The organism is Stenotrophomonas maltophilia, assembly GCF_001676385.1.
In the GTDB taxonomy this organism is placed as follows: Bacteria; Pseudomonadota; Gammaproteobacteria; order Xanthomonadales; family Xanthomonadaceae; genus Stenotrophomonas; species Stenotrophomonas maltophilia_J.
This window is the reverse complement of record NZ_LYVJ01000016.1, coordinates 68,150-79,176: the sequence shown is the minus strand read 5'-3', so window position 1 is coordinate 79,176 and position 11,027 is coordinate 68,150. Positions and strand designations below refer to the sequence as shown.

Genomic DNA, 11,027 nt, shown 5'->3' with positions numbered 1-11,027 from the left:
GCTGAATTGGCGAAACTGCTCTCCATGGACGGCCACATCCAGCGTGGCTTTGCTCACATCGATCCCAATCCCAAACATGGCAGAACTCCGCTAGGCTGACAGGGTCGAGAGCTCCCCCCCGCTTGCCCAGTCTTATCAGTTCGAGCGCCAACTCAACCAACTGTTCGGGCGGTTCAGGGAGAATCCGGCGTGGGGACCCAAGCTACTTCTCGGTCGCAAGACCTGGATCCACACGGTCGCCCACGCCGGGCTCTCGGCACCCAAGGTGCCAGATCGGCAAGAGATAAGATCCACGCTGTGCGTGGATGGAAGACCTAGGGCTCGTCCAACGCCTCGAAACGCTCGGCGAGGTAGTCGATCAACGCACGCACCGCCGGCAGCAGCCCCCGTCGCGAAGGAACACCGCGTGCACGATCCCGTGCCGGGGCACCCATTCCGGCAGCACCGGCACCAGCGCGCCACTGGCCAGCTCATCGCTGATCATCATCCGCGGCAGCATCAGCAGGCCCACCCCGGCCACCGCGGCGGTACGCAGCGCGATCATGTCATCACTGACCAGCCGCGGGCGATGGTGCACGGTGGCCAGCACCTCGCCCGGCCCGGTGTATTCCCAGGCGTGTTGCTGGCTGGGTGATGCCAGATCGACGGTCGGCATCATCGCCAGGTCGGCCGGCACCTGCGGCGTGCCCAGCCGCTGCAGCAGCGCCGGGCTGGCACTGGTACACCAGACCCGGCGCGCCAGCACGCGAACCACCAGGTCACTGTCCTCCAGCGGCGGCGGCCGCACCCGGATCGCCACGTCCATGCCTTCGCCCACCACATCCACGCGCCGGTTGGTGGCCTCCAGCTGCACCGTCACCTGCGGGTACAGGGCCAGGAAATCAGCCAGCATCGCGCCGATGCGCGCATGCAGGATCGCGATCGGGCACGCCAGGCGGATGGTGCCGCGCGGCTCGGCGCGTGACATCGCAATCGCTTCTTCGGCCGCTTCGGCCTCGACCAGCATGGCCTTGCAATGGCGGTAGTAGTCCTGGCCGACCTCGGTGACCGAGAAGCGTCGGGTCGAACGCTGGATCAGGCGCACGCCCAACCGTTCCTCCAGCAGCGCGATGCGCCGGCTCAGTTTCGACTTCGGCATGGCCAGTGCCCGGCCGGCCTGCGAGAAGCCGCCGTGCTCGACCACCATGGCGAAGTAGAACAGGTCGTTGAGGTCGCAACGGCGGATATCAGCGATGAACACGGGGCGATCTCCTGTGGCGCAAGGCGCGCACCCATTGTTCACCAGATAGGACTATGACGGCAAATATTGGCGTCTACCGGCCTAATTGTCGCGGCGATATCGTCTCCTGCAACGAAGAACAGCGGCCGGCAGCCCCGGCCAGGAGATCGCCATGAAGCGTGTCACCGGTACCTATAGCGCCCCGCGCCCGCACTGGGTGGGCGACGGATTCCCCGCCCGCTCGATGTTTTCCTACAACACGCACGGCCAGCACCTGAGCCCGTTCCTGCTGCTGGACTACGCCGGCCCTTATACCTTCGCCCCCAGCGATACCCCGCGCGGGGTCGGCCAGCATCCGCATCGCGGTTTCGAGACCGTCACCATCGTCTATGAGGGCGAGGTCGCCCACCGCGATTCAACCGGCGCCGGCGGCACCATCGGCCCGGGTGACGTGCAGTGGATGACCGCTGCCTCCGGCATCCTCCACGAGGAGTTCCACACACCCGAGTTCAGCAAGCGGGGCGGCACGCTGGACATGGTCCAGCTGTGGGTGAACCTGCCGGCGCAGGACAAGATGGGTGCACCGGGCTACCAGACCCTGCTCGACGCACAGATCCCCTCGGTTGAACTGCCTGAAGGTGCCGGGCGCGTGCGTGTCATCGCCGGCCGCTTCGACGGTCATGCCGGCCCGGCCCGCACCCACACGCCGATGGATGTCTGGGACATCCGCCTGCGGCAGGGCCACCACGCCGAACTGCCGGTGGCCGAGGGCCGCACGCTGGCGCTGGTGGTGCTGAAGGGCACGGTGCGGATCAACGGCGGCCAGCCGGTCGGCGAGGCACAGCTGGTCACCTTCGACCGCAGCGGCGAGGACGTGTTCGTCGACGCCGACAGCGACGCCACCGTACTGCTCCTCAGCGGTGAGCCGATCGACGAGCCGGTGGTGGGCTATGGCCCGTTCGTGATGAACAGCCAGGCCGAGATCGCGCAGGCGGTCAACGACTTCAACAGCGGCCGCTTCGGCCAGATCGCGCACTGATCGTTTCAATGCGGCGGGCATTGGTCCGCCGCACCTTCCGGGCCATCGCCCACCTTCTCCAGGAGACTGACCATGAGTACCCCCGCCAACTTCAACGGTGCCCGCCCGGTGATCGATCCGGACAACGCCGCGATGCTGCTGATCGATCACCAGAGCGGCCTGTTCCAGACCATCGGTGACATGCCGTTCACTTCGGTGCGCGCACATGCGACCGCGCTGGCGAAGATGGCCACGCTGGCAAAGATGCCGGTGATCACCACCGCCTCGGTGCCGCAGGGCCCGAACGGCCCGCTGATCCCGGAGATCCACGACGCGGCCCCGCATGCCCAGTACGTGGCACGCAAGGGCGAGATCAACGCCTGGGACAACCCGGACTTCGTTGCTGCCGTGAAGGCTACCGGCCGCAGGCAGCTGATCATTGCCGGCACCATCACCAGCGTGTGCATGGCCTTCCCGTCGATCGCCGCCGTCGCCGATGGCTACCAGGTGTTCGCGGTCATCGACGCGTCGGGTACTTACTCGAAGATGGCCGAGGAGATCACCCTGGCCCGGGTGGTGCAGGCCGGCGTGGTGCCGATGGACACCGCCGCGGTGGCTTCGGAGATCCAGCGCAGCTGGAACCGCGACGATGCCCAGCAGTGGGCCGAGGTCTACACCAAGATCTTCCCGAACTACCAGCTGCTGATCGAAAGCTACCTGAAGGCGCAGGACGTGCAGAAGAACCACGAACCACTGGATTCGCAGCGCAGCTGACCTACGCCCAGGGTGCCGGCCCGCTGTCGGCACGCCTCTCAACCGGAGACCCATCATGTCCAGTGAACCGATCCGCGACCCGGCCAGCGATCATCTGCTGACCCCGCAGAATTCCGCCTTCATCATCATCGACTACCAGCCGGTGCAGGTGAACTCCATCGCCTCGATGGACCGCCAGCTGCTGGTCAACAACATTGTCGGCACCGCCAAGGCCGCAGTGGCTTACGGTCTGCCGATCGTGCATTCGACGGTCAACGTCAAGACCGGCCTGAACAAGCCGCCGATTCCACAGCTGCGCAAGGTGCTGGGCGACTACCCCACCTACGACCGCACCACCATCAATTCCTGGGAGGACGTCGAGTTCCGCAAGGCGGTGGAAGCCACCGGCCGCCGCAAGCTGATCATGACCGCGCTGTGGACCGAGGCCTGCCTGACCTTCCCGGCCTTGGACGCGTTGAAGGAAGGCTATGAGGTGTATGTGGTGGTCGACGCCGTCGGCGGCACCTCGCTGGCCGCGCACGATGCCGCGCTGCGCCGCATCGAACAGGCCGGCGGCCAGCTCATCAGCGTGCCGCAGCTGTTCTGCGAGCTGCAGCGCGACTGGGCCCGTTCGGAAACGGTGCCGGCCTTCATGAACCTCTTCATTGAAACCGGCGGTACCGCGGGCATCCAGTTCTCGTACGATCGTAGCGAGTAACCGGGTGGCGGCGCCGGTCCTGGCTGGCGCCGCCTTTGGGGAGCCGTCGACATGGCTCGACGCTACAGTGGGTTTGGTCGAGCGTGGCTCGACGCCATGGATTGATGGAGAACGTGATGGCCTACGCACGCATTGTTTCAACCGCCGACAATTACCTGCACCACATCAGCAATGGCCACTTCGATGTGGACGCCGATGAACCAGCCTCGCTAGGTGGCCAGGGCAAGGGCTTCGCGCCGTTCGACCTGTATCTGGCCTCGCTGGCGGCGTGCACCGCCATCACCCTGCGCATGTACGCGCAGCGCAAGGGCTGGGAGCTGGGCGAGTTCCACGCCGAGCTGCGCTCGCAGCGCGACGAGGATGGGCGCTTCCACGTGCACCGCGTGTTGCATGCCAGTGCCGAGCTGAGCGATGCGCAGTGGCAGCGGTTGCTGGAGGTGGTGGAGAAGACGCCGGTCACCCTGGTGATGCGTGAGGGTGCGCGGATCACCAGCGAGCGCGGCCGTGCCGGGTGACCGCAACGCTCGCCTGGCCTCTCACAGCGGCAACCGGGTGGTCTGCTTGATCCGCTGCATCGGAATCTCGGTCTTGGTGTTCTGCACGCCGGCAATCCGGTTCAGGTGCTGGATCTGGAACTGGCGGTAGGCATCGAGGTCCGCCACCGCAACCCGCAGCAGGAAGTCGCAGTCACCGGCCATCAGATGGCATTCCAGGACTTCCGGCAGCGACTTGATGCTGTCGATGAAGTGGTTGGTGGTGTCTTCGTCCTGCCCCCGCAGCCAGACCCGGACGAACACCGTGAAACCGCGGCCGACCCTGGCCTCGTTCAGCAGGGCCACGTAGCGATCGATGTATCCGCCCTCCTCCAGCAACCGCACCCGGCGCAGGCACGCTGAAGGCGAGAGCCCCACCTGGCGGGCGAGCTCCAGGTTCTGCAGGCGACCGTCGCGCTGCAGTGCGTCAAGAATGCGCCGATCGAGGTTGTCGAGCTGATACTGCATTGGATTTCACCCGTGGACGCAATCTACGCATGGAATTCCAATATTCCACAATCCACTGGCACCAACGCAACCCGATTTCGCGATCGGACCGCTAGCATGGGCCACCCCCAAACCCATTGTCGTTTCATGGACGCCCGTACCACCCTGCCCCTGCCCGACACCTGCAATACCGCACCGCGTGCCGAATTCCTGCGCGGCCTGCGCGCCGCCGTGCCGGTGATGGTCGGCTTCATCCCCTTCGCCCTGGTGCTCGGTGCCCAGGCGGCCCAGAAAGGCCTGAGCGCGCTGGAAGTACCGCTGATGACCGGCCTCAACTTCGCCGGCGGTTCGGAATTCGCAGCGATCGAACTGTGGACCTCGCCGCCGCACATCGCGCTGATCGTGGCGATCACCGCGCTGGTCAACAGCCGCCATCTGCTGATGGGCGCCAGCCTGGCCCCGCTGCTGCAGCACCTGCCACGCCGCCGCGTGCTGCCGGCGCTGTTCTTCATGTGCGACGAAAGCTGGGCGATGGGCGTCGCCGACGCGCGCCGACGTGCGCTGGGTTTCAGCCTCGCCTACTACCTGGGCGTGTCGTCCGGACTCTATACGGTGTGGGTGGCCTGCACTGCATTGGGCGCGATCGCCGGCCCGCTGCTGGGTGATATCCACGCCTATGGTTTCGACATGGCGTTCCCCGCCGTGTTCCTGGTACTGCTGCGCGGCATGTGGCAGGGCATGAAGGCCGCACGACCGTGGCTGGTCAGCCTGGTGGTCGCTGCGGCCACCTACCTGCTGGTACCCGGTGCATGGTATGTGGCCAGCGGCGCGCTGGCGGGCCTGGTGGCCGCCTGGATGCTGGCGGAGGACGCGGCATGATCTTCAACGGCCTGATCCACTGGACGTCGGCGCTGGCCATCGTGCTGATGGCCGGCGCCACTTACCTGACCCGCATCGTCGGCTTCCTCGCCTTGCGCAACCGCACGCTGGGCCGGCGCGCGGTGACGGTAATGGAAGCCGCGCCGGGTTGCGTGCTGATCTCGGTGATCGCCCCGGACTTCGTCGCCGACAAGCCCGCCGACCTGGCCGCACTGGCCATCACCCTGCTGGCCGCCACCCGGTTGTCGATGCTGCCGACCGTGCTGATCGGCGTGGTCTCGGCCGGAGCCCTGCGTTACCTGCTGGGCTGACGCCTTGCCCTTGCTGTAGAGCCGAGCCCACGCTCGGCTGTAACGGTCACCGCAGCCGAGCATGGGCTCGGCTCTACAGAGAACCTCCCTGCGACACCGGGTCGCAGCCGATCCCGGCATCCGCTTGACCAATATCAAACCGCCCGCCGCCACGCGGGCGTATTTCTATGCAGGACCTGAACACGCCGGCGTGGCCGGCCTCCACAAGGACCCTGCGATGAGCTATACCCCCGACAATGCCCAGCTGCTGAATGCCATGCAGAACGTCATGGTGATCTCCACCACCGACCTGCAGGGCAACATCACCTACGCCAACGACCTGTTCTGCACGCTCACCGGCTTCGCCCGCGAAGAGCTGATCGGCCAGCCGCACAGCATCGTGCGCCACCCGGATGTACCCAAGGCCGTGTACAAGGACATGTGGGACACCATCAAGGCCGGCAAGACCTGGACCGGCATCGTGCCCAACCTCGGCAAGGGCGGCGTGCTCTATGTAGTGGACACCACCGTGCAACCGCTGTTCGACACCGAGGGCAACATCACCTCGTACATCAGCATCCGCCGCGTGGTGAACGACCTGATGCAGAACTACGATCTGGTCGAGTTCAGCAAGGAAAAGTTCGACGACTTCTACGAGGCCGCGTGAACGCCCTGCCATCCCGCACGCCCATCAACCGGCTGCTGGTGGGCTTTGCGTCAGAGTCGGGCAATGCCCGCGCACTGGCCCACCGCCTGGGCGCGGGCCTGCAACCGCACGGCCCGCAGGTGCTTCCGTTCAACGACATCGACGTGGCCAGTCTCGGCCATGGCGACGTGCTGCTGGCGATCTCCAGCTCGTTCGGCGATGGCGAACCACCCGCCAACGGCGAGATGTTCTACGAAGCGTTGCGCCAGACACCGGCACTGACCGGCCTGCGCTACGCGGTGTTCGGCCTGGGTGACACCGGCTATCCCCGCTTCTGTGGCTTCACCAAGGCGTTGGATGCCGCGCTGAGCGAGCGCCAGGCACAGCCACTGCTGCACCGCGTGGATGCCGACCTGGGCTACGAGCAGTTCTTCCGGCAATGGCAGCCAGTCCTCGGCCAGGTGCTGGACGGCGACATCAATGCCGGCCAGGGCCTGCGCCTGCAGGTCACCGCCTATGGCGAAGACAACGCCTTCGTCGCGCCGATTCTTGAACGTCGCCGCCTGAACAGCAGCGAACCTGCGGCCTGGCACCTGCAGTTGGGCATCGCCGGCAGCGGCATGGCCTACCGCGCAGGTGACACCCTGCACGTGGTGCCGGAAAACGACCCGGCACTGCTGCAGGCACTCGCCGCCTGGTATGGCGACGCGGCTGCCGTGGCCGCCCTGCATGACCGCGAGCTGCGCCTGCTGGGCAAGGGCGTGCTGCGCGAACTGGCCAGGCTGGGCGGCAGCGAGGGGCTGAAGGGCCTGCTGAAGATCAGCCAGAAGCGCGAGCTGGATGCCTACCTGCACGGCCTGGACCTGCTGGATGTGCTGCAGGACCACGCGACCCCGGACAGCGTGCCGCTGGCACGACTGCGCGAGCTGCTGTCACCGCCGTTGCCGCGTGCCTATTCGATCGCCTCGCACCCGTGCGACGACCAACTGAGCCTGTGCGTGCGCGAAGTGCGCTACAGCCTGCGCGGCCGTGAGCGATTGGGCACCGCCACCGGCAGCCTGCTGCAGGGTGGCGACCACGCCCGCGTGTACTGCCGCTCCAACCCCGGCTTCCATCTGCCCGACAGCGCTGGAACCCCGCTGCTGCTGATCGGCACCGGTACCGGCATCGCGCCACTGATGGGCCTGATGCAGGAGCAGCAGGCCAACGCCTGCGCGCGCGAGGTGCACTGGTGTTCGGCGAGAAACACAGCCAGCATGATTACCTGTACCGCGAACAGCTGCAGGACTGGTACAGCCGTGGCGTGCTGGCCGGCCTGCATACCGCGTTCTCGCGCGATGGCGCCGAAAAGGTCTATGTGCAGCATGTACTGCAGCAGCGCGCCGCCGAAGTGCGCGACGTACTGGCCCGCGGCGGCCACCTGTACCTGTGCGGCAACAAGCGCCACCTGGAAGGCGCAGTGCGCGAGGCCATCGATGCCATCGCGGGCGAAGGCCAGTGGGATGCGCTGCGCAATGAAGGCCGCACCCACTGCGAGCTGTATTGATCCATTGATCCTGTAGAGCCGGGCCTGTGCTCGGCTGCTCTCCGCGACACCGCCAACAGCAGCCGAGCACGGGCTCGGCTCTACAGGTGCACGTCAATCGCCGACGATGCGGCCATCCACCATGCGTGCGACCTGCCGGCCGAACATCGCAACGTCCTCCGGGTCGTGGCTGATCAACAGCAGCGGGATGCCGGTCCTGTCCAGCACCGTTTCCAGCTCCTGGCGCAGGTGCTGGCGCAGGTCGTGATCCAGCGCAGCGAACGGCTCATCCAACAGCAGCGCCTGCGGCTGGGTCACCAATGCGCGCGCCAGGGCGGTGCGCTGGCGTTGGCCACCGGATACCTGCGAGGGCAGCAGATCACCCACGGCATCGATGCGGAATGCCTGCAGCCACTGTTCCACTGCATCGAAGCGCTGTCCGGCACGCGGATTCCACACCCACCCTGCAGGCCGAACGCCACGTTCTGGCGCACGCTCAGGTGCGGGAACAGCGCGTAGTCCTGGAACACATAGCCCAGCCGCCGATGCTGCGGCGGCAGGTTCACGCCGGTCTCCACGTCGAACAGGGCCTGCCCCTTCAGGCGCACATGGCCCTGGCCCGGCCGCAGCAGCCCGGCCACCGCTTTCAGGGTCAGGCTCTTGCCTGCGCCTGACGGTCCATGCAGCACCACCTGCCGCTGCGTGCACTGCAGTGACACGTCCAGCACGAAATCCTGCCCCGCTCCCTGCAGGCGGCGCTGCACCTGCAGGTCAAGCCACATTGCGCAGCTCCCGGCGGCGCCCGCCCACCAGCCGTGCGGCCAGCAGCAGGATCAAGATGCACACTACCGAGGTCAGGATCACCAGCGCATTCGCCTTGCCGTCCTGCCCCGCCTGCACCGCCTCGTAGATGGCGATCGACAGTGTCTGCGTGCGGCCGGGAATGCTTCCGGCCACCATCAGGGTAGCGCCGAACTCGCCCATTGCGCGCGCGAACGCCAGCAGCAGGCCGGCCAGGATGCCGCGCCAGGCCAACGGCAGCGTAATGCGGAAGAACACCGCTGCCTCGGACGCGCCCAACGTGCGCGCAGCCTGCTCCAGCTGCCCGTCCACTTCTTCGAACGCCGCCCGTGCCGGCTTGAACACCAGCGGCAACGAGGCCACTGCGGCCGCTATCACCGCTGCCTGCCAGGTGAACACCAAGTTGATGCCGAACCAGGCCTGCAACCACGCACCGATCGGGCCATTGCGGCCGATCAGCACCAGCAGGTAGTAGCCCAGCACGGTGGGCGGCAGGACCATGGGCAGGGTCAGCAGCGCGTCCAGCAGCTCGCGGCCTGGAAAGCGCCGCCGCGCCAGCAACGCGCCCAGCCCCACGCCCAGCAACAGATTGATCGCGGTGGCCCAACCGGCCACCTTCAGCGACAACCCCAGCGCGCTCCAGTCCAGGTCCATGCTTCAGGGCGTGCCGAACCCGTGCCTGGCCAGGATCGCCTGGCCCTGCGGCGAACGCACGAAGGCGGTGAAGCGCCTGGCCTCGGCCGGCTGCGCACTGGCCCTGGTCACCGCCAGCGGATAGGCGATACGCCCCGCCACCGGCACTGCAAAGGCACGGCGCACACGGCCGGGCATTGCCTGCGCATCGGTGGCATAGACGAAGCCGGCATCCACTTCACCGCGCGCCACGTAATCCAGTGACTGGCGCACGTTCTGCGTGGTGACGATCCTGCCCTGCACCGACGGCCACAGGCCGGCCGCTTCCAGCGCGCCCTTGGCATAGCGGCCAACCGGCACGCTGTCCGGGTTGCCCAGTGCGATGCGCTGCACGCCGGCACCGGCCAGGTCCTTCAAGCTGCGCGGTGCGGCCCTGGCCTGCGGCGGCACCACCACCCACAGCGCGTTCAGCGCGAACACCGCGCGGGTGCCGGCCGCGAGCAGGGCCTCCTGCTGGGCCTGGTCCATCGTGGATTCGTCCGCCGACGCGAACACATCCACCGGTGCGCCGCGGCTGATCTGCTGCAGCAGCACGCCGGACGCGGCGAAGTTGAAATCGACCCTGGTCCCCGGGTGCGCCTTTTCATAGGCCGCGCCCAGCTCGCGGAAGCTCTCGGTCAGGCTCGATGCGGCCGATACCGTCAGCTCAGCCGCCCACGTCGGCATCGTGGCCAGCAATCCAAGCAACACCAGTCCGGCGCGCGTCATCCTGGGCTCCCCGGCCATGTTCAGTTCGGATCCGCTTCGTCGGCCACGGCCAGCGCCGCCAGGCGGTCGGGCTGCAGCAACAGGATCTCGCGCTGCTTCACCGCGATGATCCCATCATCGCTCAGCCGGCGCAGCACGCGGCTGGCGGTCTCCGGGGCCATCCGCAGGTAGTTGGCGATCTCTGTGCGCGCCATGGTCAGGTTGAAGCGCGTCGCGGAGAAGCCTCGCCGCGCGTAACGCTCGGACATATCCAGCAGGAAAGCGGCCATGCGCTCTTCGGTACGATGGTTGGCCGCCAGCGTGGCGACCTTGCCGATCTCTGCGCTGAGCAGGCTGAACAGCTTGGCCTGCAGGCCCGGCATGCGCGTGGCCAGCAGGCTCAGCTTGGGAAACGAGATGCGGCACAGGTGCACGGTGTCCAGCGCCACCGCGTTGCACGGAAAGCGCGAACCGTGGATCGCGTTCAGGCCGATCACCTCGCCCGGCAGGCTGAAGCCGAGCACCTGCTCGTTGCCCTGGCTGTCGTCGACGAAGGTCTTGACCATGCCGGCGCGAACTGCCGCGATCGAATCAAAGGACTCACCGGCGCGAAAGATGAAGTCACCGGCATGGTAAGGGCCGACATGGTCGACCAGCACATGCAGCTCGCCCAGCGCCGTCTTGTCGTAGCCCTGCGACATGCAGGCGTCGGAGAAGGCGCAGGTACTGCAGAAATGCAGCGCGTCTCCATCATCAGCCGCTGCAGGGTTGGGCGTGGCCCGTCCGGGACGGCCCTGGGAAGGCGGATTCGAAGACAT

At 67.0% G+C, this 11,027-nt stretch carries 11 protein-coding genes and 3 pseudogenes; 8 read left to right on the top strand and 6 right to left on the bottom strand.

Translation table 11 applies throughout. The features are described from left to right. Window positions 1–314: 314 nt before the first annotated feature. Window positions 315–1,240 (bottom strand): annotated as a pseudogene (locus tag A9K58_RS18000) (LysR family transcriptional regulator). Between the two features lie 151 nt (window positions 1,241–1,391). On the opposite strand from A9K58_RS18000, the gene A9K58_RS17995 reads away from it, so the two are divergent. The 4 genes from A9K58_RS17995 (at window position 1,392) to A9K58_RS17980 (ending at window position 4,223) form a co-directional block, all read left to right on the top strand. Then, entirely contained in the window at window positions 1,392–2,258 is an 867-nt protein-coding gene (locus tag A9K58_RS17995) for a pirin family protein (protein WP_065200635.1), read from the top strand. Between the two features lie 72 nt (window positions 2,259–2,330). Further along, window positions 2,331–3,011: a hydrolase gene (locus tag A9K58_RS17990; RefSeq protein ID WP_065200634.1), complete on the top strand. Its 681-nt coding sequence runs from the start codon at window positions 2,331–2,333 to the stop codon at window positions 3,009–3,011. 55 nt (window positions 3,012–3,066) lie between these two features. After that, window positions 3,067–3,708: a hydrolase gene (locus A9K58_RS17985; protein WP_065200633.1), complete on the top strand. Its 642-nt coding sequence runs from the start codon at window positions 3,067–3,069 to the stop codon at window positions 3,706–3,708. Between the two features lie 116 nt (window positions 3,709–3,824). Then, the gene (locus A9K58_RS17980) at window positions 3,825–4,223 is read left to right on the top strand and encodes an OsmC family protein (RefSeq protein WP_065200639.1); all 399 of its coding nucleotides are present in this window, start codon (window positions 3,825–3,827) and stop codon (window positions 4,221–4,223) included. A gap of 21 nt (window positions 4,224–4,244) precedes the next feature. Here A9K58_RS17980 and A9K58_RS17975 read toward each other — a convergent pair whose 3' ends face one another. Continuing rightward, on the bottom strand, window positions 4,245–4,709 hold the full coding sequence (locus tag A9K58_RS17975; protein ID WP_065200632.1) for an Lrp/AsnC family transcriptional regulator: 465 nt from the start codon (window positions 4,707–4,709) through the stop codon (window positions 4,245–4,247). Between the two features lie 126 nt (window positions 4,710–4,835). Between A9K58_RS17975 and A9K58_RS17970 the strand changes: the two genes are divergently transcribed. The 4 genes and pseudogenes from A9K58_RS17970 to A9K58_RS17955 all read left to right on the top strand — a co-directional run bounded on the left by A9K58_RS17970 (window position 4,836) and on the right by A9K58_RS17955 (window position 8,049). Further along, window positions 4,836–5,567 (top strand): AzlC family ABC transporter permease, encoded by a 732-nt coding sequence (locus A9K58_RS17970; protein WP_065200631.1) that lies wholly within the window; start codon window positions 4,836–4,838, stop codon window positions 5,565–5,567. Continuing rightward, window positions 5,564–5,878 (top strand): AzlD family protein, encoded by a 315-nt coding sequence (locus tag A9K58_RS17965; RefSeq protein ID WP_065200630.1) that lies wholly within the window; start codon window positions 5,564–5,566, stop codon window positions 5,876–5,878. Before A9K58_RS17970 ends, A9K58_RS17965 begins: the two co-directional genes overlap by 4 nt. A 217-nt stretch (window positions 5,879–6,095) precedes the next feature. Next, window positions 6,096–6,524 (top strand): PAS domain-containing protein, encoded by a 429-nt coding sequence (locus A9K58_RS17960; protein WP_065200629.1) that lies wholly within the window; start codon window positions 6,096–6,098, stop codon window positions 6,522–6,524. Next, window positions 6,521–8,049, top strand: a pseudogene (locus tag A9K58_RS17955) (diflavin oxidoreductase). The gene A9K58_RS17960 and the pseudogene A9K58_RS17955 overlap by 4 nt, the downstream one beginning before the upstream one ends. 93 nt (window positions 8,050–8,142) lie before the next feature. Here A9K58_RS17955 and A9K58_RS17950 read toward each other — a convergent pair. From A9K58_RS17950 to A9K58_RS17935, 4 genes and pseudogenes are all read right to left on the bottom strand, one after another. Then, a pseudogene (locus A9K58_RS17950) lies at window positions 8,143–8,810 on the bottom strand (sulfate/molybdate ABC transporter ATP-binding protein). Further along, window positions 8,800–9,483, bottom strand: a complete 684-nt coding sequence (gene modB / locus A9K58_RS17945) for a molybdate ABC transporter permease subunit (protein WP_065200628.1) — start codon at window positions 9,481–9,483, stop codon at window positions 8,800–8,802. Before modB ends, A9K58_RS17950 begins: the two are co-directional and overlap by 11 nt. A 3-nt stretch (window positions 9,484–9,486) precedes the next feature. Next, window positions 9,487–10,230, bottom strand: a complete 744-nt coding sequence (gene modA / locus A9K58_RS17940) for a molybdate ABC transporter substrate-binding protein (RefSeq protein WP_065200627.1) — start codon at window positions 10,228–10,230, stop codon at window positions 9,487–9,489. A gap of 20 nt (window positions 10,231–10,250) precedes the next feature. Beyond that, window positions 10,251–11,027 carry a helix-turn-helix domain-containing protein gene (locus tag A9K58_RS17935; RefSeq protein WP_065200626.1) on the bottom strand — a complete coding sequence of 259 codons (777 nt, stop codon included), beginning with the start codon at window positions 11,025–11,027 and terminating at the stop codon, window positions 10,251–10,253.

Coding starts and splice junctions, on each gene's coding strand:
- A9K58_RS17970 (WP_065200631.1), top strand. CDS start 4,836: ATGGACGCCCGTACCACCCTGCCCCTGCCCGACACCTGCAATACCGCA.
- A9K58_RS17975 (WP_065200632.1), bottom strand. CDS start 4,709: ATGCAGTATCAGCTCGACAACCTCGATCGGCGCATTCTTGACGCACTG.
- A9K58_RS17985 (WP_065200633.1), top strand. CDS start 3,067: ATGTCCAGTGAACCGATCCGCGACCCGGCCAGCGATCATCTGCTGACC.
- A9K58_RS17935 (WP_065200626.1), bottom strand. CDS start 11,027: ATGTCTTCGAATCCGCCTTCCCAGGGCCGTCCCGGACGGGCCACGCCC.
- modA (WP_065200627.1), bottom strand. CDS start 10,230: ATGACGCGCGCCGGACTGGTGTTGCTTGGATTGCTGGCCACGATGCCG.
- A9K58_RS17990 (WP_065200634.1), top strand. CDS start 2,331: ATGAGTACCCCCGCCAACTTCAACGGTGCCCGCCCGGTGATCGATCCG.
- A9K58_RS17980 (WP_065200639.1), top strand. CDS start 3,825: ATGGCCTACGCACGCATTGTTTCAACCGCCGACAATTACCTGCACCAC.
- modB (WP_065200628.1), bottom strand. CDS start 9,483: ATGGACCTGGACTGGAGCGCGCTGGGGTTGTCGCTGAAGGTGGCCGGT.
- A9K58_RS17960 (WP_065200629.1), top strand. CDS start 6,096: ATGAGCTATACCCCCGACAATGCCCAGCTGCTGAATGCCATGCAGAAC.
- A9K58_RS17995 (WP_065200635.1), top strand. CDS start 1,392: ATGAAGCGTGTCACCGGTACCTATAGCGCCCCGCGCCCGCACTGGGTG.
- A9K58_RS17965 (WP_065200630.1), top strand. CDS start 5,564: ATGATCTTCAACGGCCTGATCCACTGGACGTCGGCGCTGGCCATCGTG.